General features: G+C 43.6%; 16 protein-coding genes. 1 reads left to right on the top strand and 15 read right to left on the bottom strand.

Annotation, left to right across the window (positions count from 1 at the left end; translation table 11 throughout):
• Nucleotides 1-134: 134 nt before the first annotated feature.
• The 12 genes from skiZ to ACZ07B_RS08980 all read right to left on the bottom strand — a co-directional run bounded on the left by skiZ (nucleotide 135) and on the right by ACZ07B_RS08980 (nucleotide 11,928).
• Nucleotides 135-1,328: a sporulation-delaying-protein transporter subunit SkiZ gene (gene skiZ / locus ACZ07B_RS08925; protein ID WP_185184304.1), complete on the bottom strand. Its 1,194-nt coding sequence runs from the start codon at nucleotides 1,326-1,328 to the stop codon at nucleotides 135-137.
• Nucleotides 1,325-2,017: an ABC transporter ATP-binding protein YknY gene (yknY, locus tag ACZ07B_RS08930; RefSeq protein ID WP_124059814.1), complete on the bottom strand. Its 693-nt coding sequence runs from the start codon at nucleotides 2,015-2,017 to the stop codon at nucleotides 1,325-1,327. Before yknY ends, skiZ begins: the two co-directional genes overlap by 4 nt.
• Nucleotides 2,018-3,151 carry an efflux RND transporter periplasmic adaptor subunit gene (locus ACZ07B_RS08935; protein WP_217002525.1) on the bottom strand — a complete coding sequence of 378 codons (1,134 nt, stop codon included), beginning with the start codon at nucleotides 3,149-3,151 and terminating at the stop codon, nucleotides 2,018-2,020.
• 4 nt (nucleotides 3,152-3,155) lie between these two features.
• Nucleotides 3,156-3,851, bottom strand: a complete 696-nt coding sequence (gene yknW, locus ACZ07B_RS08940; RefSeq protein ID WP_130572305.1) for a YknW family membrane protein — start codon at nucleotides 3,849-3,851, stop codon at nucleotides 3,156-3,158.
• A gap of 109 nt (nucleotides 3,852-3,960) precedes the next feature.
• Nucleotides 3,961-5,775: an ABC transporter ATP-binding protein gene (locus ACZ07B_RS08945; RefSeq protein ID WP_134155353.1), complete on the bottom strand. Its 1,815-nt coding sequence runs from the start codon at nucleotides 5,773-5,775 to the stop codon at nucleotides 3,961-3,963.
• An 11-nt stretch (nucleotides 5,776-5,786) separates the two neighbouring features.
• Nucleotides 5,787-7,544: an ABC transporter ATP-binding protein gene (locus ACZ07B_RS08950; protein ID WP_212129524.1), complete on the bottom strand. Its 1,758-nt coding sequence runs from the start codon at nucleotides 7,542-7,544 to the stop codon at nucleotides 5,787-5,789.
• A gap of 223 nt (nucleotides 7,545-7,767) precedes the next feature.
• The gene (moaD, locus tag ACZ07B_RS08955) at nucleotides 7,768-8,001 is read right to left on the bottom strand and encodes a molybdopterin converting factor subunit 1 (protein ID WP_014476678.1); all 234 of its coding nucleotides are present in this window, start codon (nucleotides 7,999-8,001) and stop codon (nucleotides 7,768-7,770) included.
• Nucleotides 7,994-8,467 (bottom strand): molybdenum cofactor biosynthesis protein MoaE, encoded by a 474-nt coding sequence (locus ACZ07B_RS08960; protein ID WP_015715811.1) that lies wholly within the window; start codon nucleotides 8,465-8,467, stop codon nucleotides 7,994-7,996. Before ACZ07B_RS08960 ends, moaD begins: the two co-directional genes overlap by 8 nt.
• Nucleotides 8,467-8,988, bottom strand: a complete 522-nt coding sequence (gene mobB, locus ACZ07B_RS08965) for a molybdopterin-guanine dinucleotide biosynthesis protein B (protein WP_003232370.1) — start codon at nucleotides 8,986-8,988, stop codon at nucleotides 8,467-8,469. Before mobB ends, ACZ07B_RS08960 begins: the two co-directional genes overlap by 1 nt.
• Nucleotides 8,949-10,241, bottom strand: coding sequence for a molybdopterin molybdotransferase MoeA (locus ACZ07B_RS08970; RefSeq protein ID WP_464877107.1), 1,293 nt, complete (start codon nucleotides 10,239-10,241; stop codon nucleotides 8,949-8,951). The genes mobB and ACZ07B_RS08970 overlap by 40 nt, the downstream gene beginning before the upstream one ends.
• 17 nt (nucleotides 10,242-10,258) lie before the next feature.
• Nucleotides 10,259-11,278 (bottom strand): molybdopterin-synthase adenylyltransferase MoeB, encoded by a 1,020-nt coding sequence (locus tag ACZ07B_RS08975; protein WP_041335765.1) that lies wholly within the window; start codon nucleotides 11,276-11,278, stop codon nucleotides 10,259-10,261.
• A 50-nt stretch (nucleotides 11,279-11,328) separates the two neighbouring features.
• On the bottom strand, nucleotides 11,329-11,928 hold the full coding sequence (locus ACZ07B_RS08980; RefSeq protein WP_014479670.1) for a molybdenum cofactor guanylyltransferase: 600 nt from the start codon (nucleotides 11,926-11,928) through the stop codon (nucleotides 11,329-11,331).
• Between the two features lie 136 nt (nucleotides 11,929-12,064).
• Between ACZ07B_RS08980 and cse15 the strand changes: the two genes are divergently transcribed.
• Nucleotides 12,065-13,030 carry a spore protein Cse15 gene (gene cse15, locus ACZ07B_RS08985; RefSeq protein ID WP_021479381.1) on the top strand — a complete coding sequence of 322 codons (966 nt, stop codon included), beginning with the start codon at nucleotides 12,065-12,067 and terminating at the stop codon, nucleotides 13,028-13,030.
• Nucleotides 13,031-13,070: 40 nt separating this feature from the next.
• Here cse15 and rok read toward each other — a convergent pair whose 3' ends face one another.
• The 3 genes from rok to ahpA form a co-directional block, all read right to left on the bottom strand.
• Nucleotides 13,071-13,646 (bottom strand): transcriptional regulator Rok, encoded by a 576-nt coding sequence (gene rok, locus ACZ07B_RS08990; RefSeq protein ID WP_003232378.1) that lies wholly within the window; start codon nucleotides 13,644-13,646, stop codon nucleotides 13,071-13,073.
• Between the two features lie 465 nt (nucleotides 13,647-14,111).
• On the bottom strand, nucleotides 14,112-14,558 hold the full coding sequence (gene ykuV / locus ACZ07B_RS08995) for a thiol-disulfide oxidoreductase YkuV (protein WP_032725606.1): 447 nt from the start codon (nucleotides 14,556-14,558) through the stop codon (nucleotides 14,112-14,114).
• 70 nt (nucleotides 14,559-14,628) lie between these two features.
• Nucleotides 14,629-15,171, bottom strand: a complete 543-nt coding sequence (gene ahpA, locus ACZ07B_RS09000; RefSeq protein ID WP_003245371.1) for a biofilm-specific peroxidase AhpA — start codon at nucleotides 15,169-15,171, stop codon at nucleotides 14,629-14,631.
• Nucleotides 15,172-15,275: the final 104 nt, after the last annotated feature.

Here is a 15,275-nt window from a genome sequence, read left to right on the forward strand (position 1 = left end):
GGTTTGTAAACTGTAAATTCGACAAAAATAAGGACAATTGTACGACATTTTCTTCTTATTTTAATGAAAAAAGTCTTTTATATTCATAGTAGAAATCACTAAACGTAAAAAAACCTCATGCATGTTGCATGAGGCTACTCATAACGCAGCGCTTCAATGGGATCAAGCTTTGCGGCTTTATTTGCAGGAAGCATGCCGAAAATAACACCAATGAGCATACTGAACAGCACGCCCCCGCATACAACCTGCCAGGATATGAGTGACGGCCAGCCCGCAATGGCTGAAACAAGCGCGGCCCCTCCGTATCCAATACCAATCCCGATCAGTCCGCCAATCAGCGTCAATACGACTGATTCAATTAAAAACTGAGTCAGAATCTGTCCTCTCGTCGCACCAAGTGATTTTCTGATTCCGATTTCCCGCGTCCGTTCTGTGACTGATACGAGCATAATATTCATGACACCGATTCCGCCGACCAAAAGGGAAATACCTGCAATTGAGCCGATAATCGTCGTCATAATTGCCGTTACCTTGCCAATTCCGGCCGCAATCTCTTCCATGTTCATCACTTGATACGAATCCTCTGTGCCATGATTGTCATTTACCAGCTGTGCCGCTTCTTCTCCAGCCGATTTTATGTCGTCTGCTGATTCGACCTGCAATGATACGTTACTGAAATCACTTGTGCCAAAAGAGGATTTCATCATATTAAATGGCACATACATTTCACTTAAATCGAAAGAAAGCAAGCCTGTTTCTTTTTTCAGCACGCCGATAATTTCAACGGGCTGTCCGTTTATCCAGACAACTTCACCTAAAGGGGAGGTTTTATCGAACAGTTCTTCAGCCATCTTTTGAGAGATGATTCCGGCTCTATTCCCCGCGAGAAAGTCATTGTCGGTAAATGTTCTGCCGCTTTCGATTTCTAAAGAATTGACATTCATGTATCCATCATTCATTCCGTTAACCGTAGCATCGGTTTCTTCTTCGTGATAACGCGCTGTCATACTTTCAGAAGTCGAAGCAACGACTTGTTTAATACCTTCTATTCCTTTTAAACCTTTAATATCGTTTTCTGTAAACGTAGATTCAGCTGCGGCGTTCGGGTTGCTTGCAAGCTCCTCGTCGCTAGGCATATAGTACAGCTCCACAGTATTTCCTGGGCCGCTGATCGACTGCTTCAGCATTTGCTCGCCGCCCTGTCCTACCGCAACGACAACAATGACAGAGCCTACACCAATGATAATGCCGAGCATCGTTAAGATCGAACGCATTTTATGGGCAAGGACAGAGCTTAGAGCCATTCTGATGTTTTCTAACAGGCTCATTCTCCCACACTCCTTTGTCCGGAGCTGGCAGGAACAATGTTTCCGTCACGCACCATGACGATCCGATTCGTGCAATCAGCTACTTCAGGCTCGTGAGTAACCAGAACGATTGTCGTTCCCTCGGCATTTAATGCTGTAAACTGATCCATAATCGCCTCGCTTGTTTTCGTATCCAGCGCACCGGTCGGTTCATCAGCTAAAATCAATTTCGGCTCATTCACGATCGCCCTCGCAATCGCCACCCGCTGCTTCTGCCCACCCGACAGCTCGTTGGGCATGTGGAGCATTCGATTGGCTAACCCGACCTTTTCCAATGCTCTCTCAGCCCGCTCTTGACGTTCTTTTTTGCCTATCCCGGAATAAATCATCGGCAGCTCGACATTTTTTTTTGCGTTCAACCGCGGAAGAAGCTGAAATTGCTGAAATACAAAACCGATGGACCGGTTACGGACTGCCGCCAGTTCTTTATCTTTATATGAAGAAATGTCTTCGCCGTCCAATTTATATGTACCGGAAGTCGGCCGATCAAGACAGCCGATAATATTCATGATCGTCGATTTCCCTGATCCTGACGGCCCCATAATCGAGACATATTCACCTTGATGAATGTCCAAATCAATAGAATGGAGAACATCAAACGTTTCCTTTCCGATCTGGTAGCTTTTTCGCACATTAGAAAGCTGAATCATTTAAGATTTCACTTCCATTCCGTCAGTCACCTGATCAGATGGATTCAAAATGACTTGATCATCTTGGGAAAGCCCCTCTTTAATTTCTGTCAGGTCATCTGTCACTTCGCCGATTTTGACATCAACTCGCTTTGCTTTTCCGTCTTTTACTGTATACACATAATATTGGTCATCTTCTTTTTTGACTGCCTTTGAAGGAAGCGTATTTGCTTTCCGCTTATCTGTTTCAATATTCATGATAAATTTAAAGCCTGGCTTTCCTTCTGGAAGATTTCCTTTTATTTTCACTTGAAGCGGGTATTGGACCGCCTGTTCTGTTCCTTGTGCCGCAGCGCTCTCCTGCTGATCCGGAACAAGCCCGACTGCGGAAACCGTGCCTTTCCATGTTTTACCCTGTATTACATCTGAAGTGAGTGTGACCTTCTGGCCTTTTTTGACTTTCAATGTATCGTATTCAGACAATTTCCCTGAGACGACAAGGTCTTTTGGGTTGCCGATATGTATGACAGGCTCTTGAATATCTGACTTTTTGGATGCCGCTTCTTGGTTGACAGAAATAACGGTGCCTTCAATTTCGCTTTTCACTTCAAGATCTGATACCCGGTTGGCAAGTGACTGCCGCTGAAGCTCGGTTTGTTTTAATTCGATCTCCGCTGTTTTTTTCTGCATTTGAAGCTCTGTTCGTTCAGATTCGATTTGTTTTTCTGCTTCTTTCTTTCCTACCTGTTTTTCCAGTTCTCTTTCTTTGCTGTCTAAGGCTTTTAACTTTTCTTGAATTTGGTCAATTTGAAGCCGGTTGGATTCAGACGTTAACTGGTTCTGTTCTTTTTCCAGGCTCAGCTGCTCATTTGTATAGATGACTAAAGGCGTGCCTTTTTTAACTTTATCACCTTCCTTTACTTTAATGTCTTCTAATGTCCCTTTATCCGCTTCATAAAAAACATACTGTTCATTTGAAAATTTTAGCGTGCCAGGAACCATAACCGTTGATGAGATTTCATTTTCTTCAACGCTCCCCGTCTGTATCTCCTTGCCGGCGCTGCCGCTTGTTGGAGCGGCAGACCGGTATATATTGATTCCAACAAAAAGAGCGACTATAACTGCGATTCCAATTCCGATCCAGACTTTTTTCATGAGCCTATGCACCCGCCACAGAATTGATTAAACCTGAAAAGAGCGAAAATACAACTAAAATTCCGAATAGAATGATTGCTGAAATCCACCCGGCTTTTTTGGAGATGCCTCCCGTTTTGTGAAGTCCGATTGCTAATAATACAAAGCTCCAGATGCTGAAAATTTCAAAGGTATTTAACACGCTGGCAAGAGCCCCGTCAGATGGGATAATCCCTGCCAGTGACGTCGTGCTGTAAAGAGGATTCACGTCAGTCGTAAAAGCAACGATTCCATTAACCAATAATCCGAGACTGCTAATCAAAGAGACAAACAGACCGAGAGAAAGCATTTTTTTATATGTCGTAACACCGCCTGATACTTTTACACAGAGCCAATAAATAAGAGGAGCAATAAATAATGCTGCGATACCGCCGATAATAGCGCCTACCATTCCGCCAACTTTGGTTATTGTTGCGACAGTTTCCATTTGTTCAGCAGATAGCCCTTGCGTATCCTGGCTTTTCAAAAGCTCACTATAATCCGTACCGAGTGATTGCAGCACGGCACCGACGATGATAATTGCTGCAACAATCAAAAGCGGTCCCCACACAGCCGGCCTTTCTCTTATTCTTTCAAATTGAACGGACGGACTTGTGATTACTCCTAAAAGTGAAGGCTTTTCAGTCGCCGTTCCGCTGTTTTTTTCTACATTCGTTTCCATTTCAAAACCTCCTTGAGAATATCTAACAAATAGTACGGGAAGGATATCAAAAAGTTTCATGTTTTTCTAATAAATTTCCAAAAGCCTTCAATATTAAAGGCTTTTCATATTATTCTATCGCTGTGCTGTATTGCGCTTTCACAAGCCCGGCATAAATGCCTCCTTTAGCGAGCAGCTGATCATGGTTCCCTTCTTCTATTTTCCTGCCGTGATCAAGAACAATGATCCGATCGGCGTCGCGGATCGTAGACAATCTGTGAGCGATCATCACTGCTGTACGCCCTTTCAGAAGCGTTTTTAACGCTTGCTGAATTTTTACTTCTGTCTCTGTATCAATGCTTGCCGTTGCTTCGTCAAGGATGATAATAGCCGGATCAGCGAGCAATGCTCTTGCAAAGGAAATAAGCTGACGCTGACCGGCAGACAGTACGCTGCCCCTTTCCTCTACCTCTGTTGCGTATCCTTCCGCTAAATCGGAAATAAACTCATCCGCTCCGACCGCTTGGGACGCTTTCATCACCTCTTCATCCGAAGCATTTGGCCTTCCAAAACGAATATTTTCCATGATGGTCCCAGAGAAAATAAATGTATCTTGCAGGACAATGCTGATTTGAGAGCGCAGACTGGCAAGGGAAAGATCCTTAATCGGTATACCGTCTATTTTAATGGTGCCTCCGGTCGCATCATAAAAACGGCTGATTAAATTGGCAATCGTCGTCTTCCCGCTCCCTGTATGCCCGACAAGCGCAAGCGTCGAGCCCGCCGGAATAGAGAAAGAAACGGCGTGAAGGGCTTTTCGTTTTTCATCATACGAAAATTCAACCTCTTCAAAACTGATCTCCCCATTTATCTTTTCATTATGAACGGCATTGGGCTTCTCCTTGACATTTGGCTGTTCGTCCAGAAACTCAAAAATCCGTTCTGATGATGCCATCCCCATTAACAGCTGATTATAGACCTGACCCAGTCTCGAAATTGGTTCCCAAAACATACCCAGATAGAAAGCAAAAGAAACGAAGACGCCAATCGTGATGGTTTCATTCATGATGAGTGTGGCTCCATACCAAATCAAGACAGCCGTCCCAATCGCATTCGTCATTTCTACCAGCGGACGGAACATGGCATTTTTTCTAGTTGCTTCCCGCCAAGATTCGTAATTCTCCTGATTGACACCGTCAAAATACGCCATGTTTTCTTCTTCCTGCGTAAATGCCTGTGTGACCCGGATGCCCTGAATGCTTTCATTTAGATGAGAGTTGAGCTTCGATTGCTTCAGCCGTACCGTTTGCCAGGATCGGCGTATTTTTTTTCTGAGACTTGTTGAAATAAAAAACATAATCGGCAATGTCACCATGATGGCTATAGTCAGCTCAGGGCTCAGCGTAAACAAAATGATAATCACGCCGGCCAGGAGCAGCAAGTCGGTCAACAAATTGATGACTCCGCTTGTAAAGAGCTCCTGAAGAGAGTTAATATCATTCATGATCCTGACTAAGATCGATCCCGCCGACCGCTGATCAAAAAATCGATGGGATAAGCGCTGCACATGGGTAAATAAATGCTGTCGCAAATCGTAAATGACATGCTGGCCAAGCTGATTCATCCACCTGATTCTTAACACATTGGCGGCGTAATTGAGGACATATAAACCGCTAATAATAAAAATGAGCTGAATCAGCAGCTCCGAGTTTCTCCCTGTAATCGCTTGATCAAGAACATAAACGCCGATCAGAATGGGGATCACAAGCTTCACAGCAGTGCCAATTAATACGGTGAGAAAAGAAAGCGGCAAAATTGTTTTTCGATATGGTTTGACATAGCTCAGCAGCCGCCACATTTGAGCCCAGTTAAACGGCTTTTCAATGATTTCATCTGAAGAGTAATAGAAACGCTCTAAAATCCCCTGTTTTTTCGCTTGTTTCATTTGGCCCCTCCCTATCCGACCTCATGCGGTTCATTAATGATTTTGACATCACGGTATTGCAAATCGTAAATCTTTTTATAGTAGCCGCCTTTTTCAAGAAGCTCATGATGTGTTCCCCTTTCACGAATGCGTCCTTTATTAAAAACGAGAATTTCATCGGCGTGTTTCAGTGAAGAAATGCGGTGAGCGACGATAAAGGTTGTGCGGTTTTTCATGACTTCTTTTAAGGCAAGCTGTATGCTGTGCTCCGTTTGCATATCTACTGCACTTGTGGCATCATCCAATATTAAAATGCTCGGGTTCAAGCAGATGGCTCTCGCAATGGCAATACGCTGTTTCTGTCCGCCGGAAAGCCCCATTCCCCTCTCTCCCAGCATGGTGTCATACCCATCAGGAAGCTCCATAATAAAGTTATGGGCCTGCGCCCTTTTTGCCGCTTCGATGACGTCTTCCATTGAGGCATCCGGCCGCCCATACGAAATATTTGATCTAATCGTAGATGAAAACAGGAAGGATTCTTGAAGTACGACCCCGATATTGGAACGAAGGGTTTTTAACGAATAATCTGTGATGGGTTTGTGATCAATGGTAATCATTCCGCTAACAGGACTGTAAAATCTGGTGAGAAGCTGTGTCACTGAGCTTTTGCCTGAACCTGTCGGGCCCAACAGTCCGATTACCTTCCCGCTGTTTGCCTCAAAGCTTACATTGCACAGCGCGTTTGTTTGTTCTTTTCCGTATGCAAGAGAAACATTTTTGAAATGGACATCTCCGGTTAATTTTTGTTTATGCAAAGCATGAGGATGATCTGTAATGTCTTCTTCTTTTTCCAGAATGTCGAGCAGGCGTTCCCCTGACGCTTTTGCTTGAGAGAACATATTGATGACAAAACCTAAGTTCATAATCGGCCACATCATATAATTGACAAGGCTGAAGAAAGCAACAAGCTCGCCGGGATTGAGCTGATTTTGCATAACCAAGTAACCGCCGTATGAGAGGAGAGCTACAATACAAATGTTACCAATGAACTCCATTAAAGGGAAATACGCAGACCAGATGGATGATGTTTGTAAATACTGCGCCCTGTATTCTGCATTGGCTTTATTGAAAGTGCTGATCTGAAAATCTTCCCTGGAAAGAGATTTAACCGTATTAATGCCGCTGATATTTTCCTGGACTTTTGTATTGAGTTTCGCAAACGATTTGCGGATGCCTCTGAAGGCGGGATGGACCCTTTTGTCAAACCGGTATACCGCAACCGCGAGAAATGGCAGAACAGCTATTGTCACAAGCGTGAGAGGAACAGAATAGTAAAACATAACCGACAGGCTGATGGCTACCAGCAGGCCGAAGCGAATGAGCTCAGCGAGACCGTATGATAAGAAAAAACGAAGCCCTTCAACATCAGCAGTCAGCCTGGACATCAAATCTCCTGTTTTCGCGTTATCATAGTAAGAAAAAGAAAGCCGCTGCAGTTTTTCATACAGACCATTTCTCAGCCGATAAACGGATTTGATCCCGAACATATCACCTAAATACTGATGAAAAAAGGTAGCCGTTCCTTTCAAAACCATTACCGCAATAAATCCTAAGCTGACCCACGCCGCAAGCTGATACTGCCTTCCAAGCACGATCTCATCAATCGTAATTTGCAGGATAATCGGATAAACGACAGTAATTGCAGTCATCAAAAGCATGGCTAGAAGCGACCACATAAACACTTTTCTATACGGCCAATAATACATTTTTAATCTTTTAAATGTCTCCATATCCAGCACCTTTCCAACATTTATCATCTTTACTATATCGATACCCGAAATAAATTTCTATTATTTTTCAAAATTTCAGTCTAATTATGGAATGAGTCTCTTACTTTATAGGGAGTACCATATGTAGAATAAACGCTTACAGAAAATCATTGTATGCTGGGGATACTTGGGGATATGCCAATGAAATACAGAAAAACCGGACGGCTGAAATGCCGTCCGGTTTTCATCCCCCGCTGACCGGCGGTATGATGGCTACCGTGTCACCCGAAGATACAGAGGTATTTTCTTTTACATAGCTTTCGTTAACGGCAATCATAGCCGTATCAATAGATTCAAGACCGTATTGTTCTTTTAGACTCGCTTTTATTTCATCTGTGGTTGCTTGTTCCACATCTATTTCTATTGCTTGTGTACCGGCCTGTTCAGCCAGTCCTGCAAATAAAAGAATTTTAATCATGCTGCTCTCCCTCGCTTAGGTCTGGTTTTCCGTTCGGATAAGCTGTTGTTTCTAGCTGGTCGCCGATCCATTGCTCACCGTCTTCCCAAATTTCTTTTTTCCAAATCGGCACAATCTGTTTAATTCGTTCAATCGCATACTCATTGGCTTCATATGCGGCTTTTCGATGGGGAGAAGATACAGCAATCACCACCGCTGCTTCACCGATATCGAGCACACCTATACGGTGCGTGATCGCAGCTGAGGCACCTTCCCATTTTTCTTCGATTTCAGCGCCGATTTGAGCAAGCATTTGCACGGCCATCGGTTCATATGCCTCATATTCAAGCCGAACCGTTCTTTTTCCGTTTGTCCATTCCCGAACCGTACCGATAAATGTCGTAATTGCCCCTGCTTCCCGTTTCTCCACTTTTTTGATGATGTCTTCAGTATTAATGGGTGTTTTCGTAATCTCAAACCGTTCCATTATGCAGATTCCCCCTTCAGCTGTGAAAGCACAAAATCCACGGCAACCGGATCATCCGCATGAAAAACGGGTAATCCCTGATGCTCTGTCATATGCTCTTTTTTTCTATAGATGATGGCGATTATATTTACTGCTTGCAGCGCTTCCAGATCTTCCTTTTCACTTAGGATAACCACTTTAGGATAAGGGGCTTTTTTAAAGCCTTCAATCAGAAGACAATCTGTTTCGAGAAATTGGTATAACTCGATCAGCCGTGCCAAATCCCAATTGCGGCGGGCAGTCAGCTGTAACACACCAGCGCCTTCTACCGCTGTTACATCAGCACCTGCCGCCTTGTAACGGTCCGTGTCTTTTCCTTCCGTGAGCGTTTGCGGTTCACCGCCGTGACCATGATGCTTCAGGCAGCCCAAATGGACTCCCTGTTCAGAGGCTTTTTCAAGAATGCGCTCAATAAACGTTGTTTTCCCGCTGTTTTGAAATCCTACAACTTGGACGATCGGGAAAGGACGGACCAAGGCCATTCACTTCCATTCTCTTCTCTGATGAGCAGTACTTGAACCGTTCTGCCAGATTCGTAGCCTCGCGTGCCGCCCGGCAGGATAATAAATGCATTGGCATCTGCAAGTGATGTGACAGAGCTCGACTTATCTAAGCCAACGGGTGTCGCCAACAGCTTCCCTTCCTGATGGTGCACGAGCGCACGAACAAATCGGGTAAATGGGTTCGGCTTCGGAAAATCCTTGGTCAAAACAGCTTCCGCACAAATTGAATGCGGTGTTTCATTGAGCAGCCATGTCTGGATTATCGGTTTGACAAACAGTTCAAAACCGACATAGCATGCCGACGGATTACCTGAAAGGCCAAACAGCAGCATATCGTTTGCATGCGCCACCGTTGTCACGCTGCCCGGGCGCATGGCAACTTTATTAAACAGCACGTCCGCTCCGAGTTTTTCATAGATCGCAGGCAAAAAGTCAAAGTCACCGACTGACACACCTCCAGTTGTGATCAGGAAGTCCACCTTTTTCATCGCTTCTTTAACTGCAGCAAAGCTTTTATCCAGTTCATCAGAGATTTTCCCTAAATAAAGCGGTGTTGCGCCTGCTTCTATCGCTTGCGCATATACCATACTCGCATTGCTGTTGCGGATTTTTCCCGGTTCCAGCGGATCACTGACATTCAGCAATTCGGTACCGGTTGCGATAATCCCGACTACAGGCTTTCTCACGACAGGCACAGATGCGTATCCGAATGTTGCCAAAAGAGCCGTCACTCCTGGTGTCACCCGGGTGCCCTTTGTCAGTAAAACACTCCCTTTTTGAGCGTCCTCACCTGTCTTTGAAATATTATCCCCCGTCTGAAAGCGGCGTTTTAAAGACATAAATGACTTCCCATTCTCCTCAAAAGTTTGAGTCAGTTCAATCATGACGACTGCATCTGCCCCTTCAGGGATTTGCGCGCCAGTCATAATCCGCACGGCCTGAAACTGGCCAAGTTTTTTTTCAGATACTGCTCCCGCTCCAATATGGTCAATAACTTCAAACCGAACTGGGTTTTCACGTGAAGCTTTTGCCGTATCGCACGCTCTGACAGCAAAACCATCGTATGGCGAACGGTCAAACGCAGGTACGTGGTGATCCGCAGTTATATCTTCGGCTAAAAACCGATGAAGGCTTTCTTCCAGCGCCACCCATTCTGTTTCACCTTGTTTTTGAAAATGGCAGACACGCCGAACTGCCTCGTCTACCGGTATCGGTGTTCGTTTCTCCAGCATTCTGACCCCTCCTGTTGTTACAGTCCAATCACTCTTGCCAACACGGAGTTGGCTTCTTTCACATCATTTGTTCCATGCACCAGTGCCCGTCCGTCATTGAAAATGACAATTCTGAAATCCTCGTAAAAAATATGCAGCAAAAACGCATTAGCCTCGACCTTGCCGATTGCTTTCAGCCGCTTAATGAGCTCCTGTTTCGGGATTCTTTTTAATGATTCTGACCTTACCTGCACTGTATCACGGCCGCATAGTACAGCAGCTTTTGGTGTGTTCCAATCCTGAAGATAAGGATATACCGCATTTGCTCCGCAAGATGGGCATTCCTCACGGCGTACATGATTAACGTTAATCTTCATATGCGAATTGTTCCAGACATCAAATGTCACAAAACCCCGCTGTATTGCTTCTATTTGGCCGGTTAACAGCTTTAATGCCTCAGCCTGCTGATATGCTGAAACGATATGCACAGCAGGCGGAATAATGCCGGCAGTATCACACGTCGCCCCGCCAACAGGAATTTGCTCAAACAAACAAGACAGACAAGGGGTTTCTCCGGGAATGACAGTCATGAACATTCCCTGGCTGCTTACACAGGCGCCATAGACCCAAGGTGTCTTTGTTTTCTGGGCAAGATCGTTTATCAGCATGCGGGTTTCAAAATTATCTGTCGCGTCGATCACGACATCTGCTTTTTCAATCAGCGGCTCAAGCGTTTCGGCTGTTCCTTCGGTAACATACGCCTCAATATGTATCTCGCTGTTAATCGCTGATAAATGCTCTTTGGCAGCCATGGCTTTCGGCATGCGGAGTTTGGCATCGCTTTCTGTATAAAGCTGCTGCCTTTGAAGATTGCTCCACTCCACATAGTCACGGTCAATAATGGTAATAGTACCGACTCCCGCTCTCGAAAGCCCTTCAGCTCCTGCAGTGCCGAGCGCTCCCGCTCCGACAATCAGCACATGGCTGTCTGCCAGTCTTTTCTGGCCCTCTTCCCCAATTTGCTTAAATCTGATTTGCCGTGAATAACGTTCCTCCATCAAACCTGTTCTCCTTATCTTTTATGTCATCTTATCATGTTATTGCCCCGTCAGTCCCGCTTGAGGGAGTTCGATTTTTCTTCCAAACAGCTAAAATCATCACGTGTATTAATGTTGATAAACTCTGCCGGGTTTGCTCCGATATTTTCAGCCTGTACGTAACAAACCGAAATTCTCCCTAATAAATCTGATATTCTCAACCTCTTCTCAGAAAGCTGATCGTATAGAACTGGCATGATACGTTTGTGGTAAATCGCAATCAATGGCTGCACTTGTCCGTCAGAAATTGGGACTACCGCGTCAGCACCGGCAGTCATCAGACGTTTGAGCTCCAGCATCGTCCTTCTTTGTATCAGCGGTGTGTCACAGGAAAGAACAGTATAAAGATCACCGTCTGTCTTTTTAAAAGCGGTATATATACCAGCCAATGGCCCCATGCCTTGAAATGGCTCAGCATCTTGATACACTTCATTTTCACCGTTTTCTTGAAATCTATCAATAAATTCGGGACGGCTGATGATAACCGTTTGTTCTCCAAGTGCCTCTTTAGCGCATTCGTAAAGCATCCTGCCCTTCCATTTGACAAACGCCTTCGGTTCTCCAAATCGCCGCGAGGCTCCCCCTGCCAGCAGTACGTTTACATGCTTCATATCATCTCACCTCTAGTTTCGTTAAAAGCATAGCAAAAGCAAAGGCTCAACGCTACTGCTTGTCTGTTTATTAAAGAGGAATAGCTGTTCAGTATTTGCATATTGTAGTGTTAACATCATGAGGGAGATGGTTCGAATGAAAAGATCAGGTCCTTTTTTCCACGACGTGTCTCAGGAGAACCTTTATTTAAAATCCGAGCTTTCAAGGTGCCATAAGCTGATTTCTGAACTTGAAGCAAGCTACTTTCATCAGAAAAATAACAAATTGCTCAAAGAAAATACCGATATGAAAGAAAAACTCCAGCAGCTGTCTGCCGAATTAACACATATGTCAACAAAAGAAAAACATGCCTCCCACACCAGCCAAACCCTGCACCAAATAAGAGCTGAACTGCTTGATAAAATCGTTGTTTTGCAGGAGCTTCTATCTGCTGAAACCTATAAACGCAGAGCCGAAATCGAAGAAAAACATAAACTTCATATTGCTAAAGTCAAAATCGAAGAAGAAAATAAAAATCTTCATAAACGGATCAGCGAACTTCAAGCCTCAATTGAGCAAGAACAAAATGCACTGCTTCAGGCAAAACAGCAAGCCGAATTGATAAAAGCCGAAAATGGGCGTCTAAAAGAGCAAATGGTAGAAAAAGAATATCAGCTAAAACATATTAAAATAGAAGTTGATCATATGAAAGATCGAATCATAGAAACGAAAGAAAGACTGCTAGACATAGAAAAAACGAAAGAAAAATTATTTCACGAAACTATTATATCGTATAAACGGCAGCTTGATGAAAGCGATGCCTGGATTGCTTCTCATTTTGCCGATATTGATGGCGGCACAAAACAAAAAGAAAAAACGGAAGAAGAAGCTCCAGCGGCCTACGCGCAGCCATATCATGTAGAGACCATCCTTGAAGATGTCACCAAACAGATACATGTGCTCCAAAAACAGCTTGCCCGCGCCCAATCATCAGACCAGGCCAAGAGCCATACAATCGAAGAGCTGAAAAACAGAGCCGCTGAAGAAAAGCCTTATCAAAAGTGGGTGTATAAGCTTAATCTTGAAAAAGAAAACAAACCTTCACAGAAAAAACCTCAATAAAAAAACTGCTTGAGCGATGCCAAGCAGTTTTTCTTTATATTTATTCATTAGCTGATTCTGCAGATTCGATTTCACCCTCTAAAATGTACTGCCCGCGATATGGTTTTTTCACTTCCGGGTACATTTTAATTAAGCTTTGCATAAACGTTGTCATATTAGGGATTTCAAGACCGCTTTCTTTTTCAATCTCTTTTTGAAGCTCGGAGCTCTTAATCGCCGCGTTGTGGCGTTTTAATGTTTTAATAGCAGCTTCACGCAGCTTAGCTGCTTTTGATCCCGGTCTTGCCGTTCCTCTTCTTCTTCGTGTTGTTCCGTCTGGTATACCGGCAGGAAGAGAGGAAATAGATTGAAGCTGAGGCTGGACAGACTGCTGCTGTGATTGCGGCTGATAGCTTCTGATTTCCTGAGCCGCAAGCTCAGCGAGAACCGGCAGAGAGTCAGGTTTTTTTTCAGAACGGAAATCCTTTTTGATTTCGGAAGGGCTTCCATTTCTGTCCAGCTCTCTTAATTTTGCGTATATTTTATCACGTTCAATTTGATATTCACGAATGACTTTCACTTCAGCTTCATTTAATTGTTCTAACCGCAAGCGCAAAGCTTCTCTTTCATTAAACATTCCTCAATGTACCCCCTATCAAAATTAACATCTTTAATTAAGATATTAGATTACAAAAGTAATTTTATCAACTATTATTTTAGCATTTTACTATTATATTTACTCTATGAAAAATTCCTTATTTTCTGAAAATGTTTTATTTTTCAAAAGAGTCCTTTATTCTCAAGGGATTAAGGGGCTTTCTAGTTTATTTGGTATAATGTTGAAAATATATATTTTACTTACTTCTTTAAAGAAATTTAGTGTAATATCTACAATTTTCGAGTTATGAGATATGAGATTTATCTAAAATTGAGGAAAAACATCAAAAATTAGCTGTGTTTTCTAGCGTATCAATCAAACAAACCATCAATTCCTATACCCAAATTTGGAAAAATAAGCTTCTTACTCTTCTTCCATTGCTTTTTGCACAAATAAAAAACCTGATGTGATCAGGTTTTTAGGAAATACTATTTAGTCAGATACCTATTCCGTTTCAGTTAGAACGCGGTTCACACGTTTTTCAAGCATTTTCATACCGCTCCCGCCGGCTTGGAAGTGACGGAGCTGTCCTGTTTTATCAAACACATAATACGCAGGTACGTATTCATTTTCAAATGCATCGGTTAAAGCATGGTCACTGTCAACAAAAATCGGCTGAGTGATATCGTGTTCAGCGGCTGTTTCTTTAATTTTACCAAGGTCAAGATCATCTTCGGAACGGGGCATATGCACAGCTACAACATTCAGTTGATCTTTATATTTATCACGAAATTCATTCACTTGCGGCATCGCTTCTTTGCACAAGTGGCAGCTGATGGACCAGAAATGAATAAGCGTCGGCTTTTCCCCAATCAATTGCTCTCTCGTCACTTCACCATTTAACCAAGCTTTTTCTCCCGTCAATTCCGGCATGGGCTGACGTAATTTCATTGCTTTTTCCCTCCTATTTAACAGAGAGGCCTAACGAATATGCTAGACCGCTTTTCGTTCTTGGAAAGAATTAAAGTGTTTTTTGGCCTGGTTTCCAGTTAGCCGGACAGAGTCCGCCAGTTTGCAGCGCCTGGAGAACACGCAGCGTTTCATCAACATCACGCCCAATATTGTTATGGAAAACAGTTTGATATTGGAGCTCCCCTTCAGGATTAATAATAAACAATCCGCGCAAAGCCACACCTTCTTCTTCGATTAAAACGCCATATTCCCGGGATACCTCATGGTTTGTATCAGCAGCAAGCGGGTATTTCAGCTGGCCAAGACCGTTTTCTTTGCGGTCTGTATTGATCCAAGCTAAATGAGTATGGATGGTATCAGTTGAAACCCCGATGACTTCTGCATCAAGATCTTCGAACTCGTCATAGCGGTCGGACATTGCTGTAATTTCTGTCGGACAAACAAAAGTGAAGTCCATTGGATAGAAGAACAGCACTGTCCATTTGTCGTTTTTCATGTTTTCCTCAAGACTTACTTTGCCGAATTCTTTGCTTGCAAGGACTGCTTCCATTTCAAAACGAGGAGCTTGTTTACCTACCATACGTTCTGCCATATGTATCCCTCCAATTTATTGTTTGGCTTAAAAGTCGAAATAGCTTGAAAATAAAGGGTTATTAACCATTTTTAGTTATATTGCAATGCCATTATATAAAAGTA

It is taken from the genome of Bacillus sp. 9.4, from assembly GCF_055486415.1.

Coding starts and splice junctions, on each gene's coding strand:
- skiZ (WP_185184304.1), bottom strand. CDS start 1,328: ATGAGCCTGTTAGAAAACATCAGAATGGCTCTAAGCTCTGTCCTTGCC.
- yknY (WP_124059814.1), bottom strand. CDS start 2,017: ATGATTCAGCTTTCTAATGTGCGAAAAAGCTACCAGATCGGAAAGGAA.
- ACZ07B_RS08935 (WP_217002525.1), bottom strand. CDS start 3,151: ATGAAAAAAGTCTGGATCGGAATTGGAATCGCAGTTATAGTCGCTCTT.
- yknW (WP_130572305.1), bottom strand. CDS start 3,851: ATGGAAACGAATGTAGAAAAAAACAGCGGAACGGCGACTGAAAAGCCT.
- ACZ07B_RS08945 (WP_134155353.1), bottom strand. CDS start 5,775: ATGAAACAAGCGAAAAAACAGGGGATTTTAGAGCGTTTCTATTACTCT.
- ACZ07B_RS08950 (WP_212129524.1), bottom strand. CDS start 7,544: ATGGAGACATTTAAAAGATTAAAAATGTATTATTGGCCGTATAGAAAA.
- moaD (WP_014476678.1), bottom strand. CDS start 8,001: ATGATTAAAATTCTTTTATTTGCAGGACTGGCTGAACAGGCCGGTACA.
- ACZ07B_RS08960 (WP_015715811.1), bottom strand. CDS start 8,467: ATGGAACGGTTTGAGATTACGAAAACACCCATTAATACTGAAGACATC.
- mobB (WP_003232370.1), bottom strand. CDS start 8,988: ATGGCCTTGGTCCGTCCTTTCCCGATCGTCCAAGTTGTAGGATTTCAA.
- ACZ07B_RS08970 (WP_464877107.1), bottom strand. CDS start 10,241: ATGCTGGAGAAACGAACACCGATACCGGTAGACGAGGCAGTTCGGCGT.
- ACZ07B_RS08975 (WP_041335765.1), bottom strand. CDS start 11,278: ATGGAGGAACGTTATTCACGGCAAATCAGATTTAAGCAAATTGGGGAA.
- ACZ07B_RS08980 (WP_014479670.1), bottom strand. CDS start 11,928: ATGAAGCATGTAAACGTACTGCTGGCAGGGGGAGCCTCGCGGCGATTT.
- cse15 (WP_021479381.1), top strand. CDS start 12,065: ATGAAAAGATCAGGTCCTTTTTTCCACGACGTGTCTCAGGAGAACCTT.
- rok (WP_003232378.1), bottom strand. CDS start 13,646: ATGTTTAATGAAAGAGAAGCTTTGCGCTTGCGGTTAGAACAATTAAAT.
- ykuV (WP_032725606.1), bottom strand. CDS start 14,558: ATGAAATTACGTCAGCCCATGCCGGAATTGACGGGAGAAAAAGCTTGG.
- ahpA (WP_003245371.1), bottom strand. CDS start 15,171: ATGGCAGAACGTATGGTAGGTAAACAAGCTCCTCGTTTTGAAATGGAA.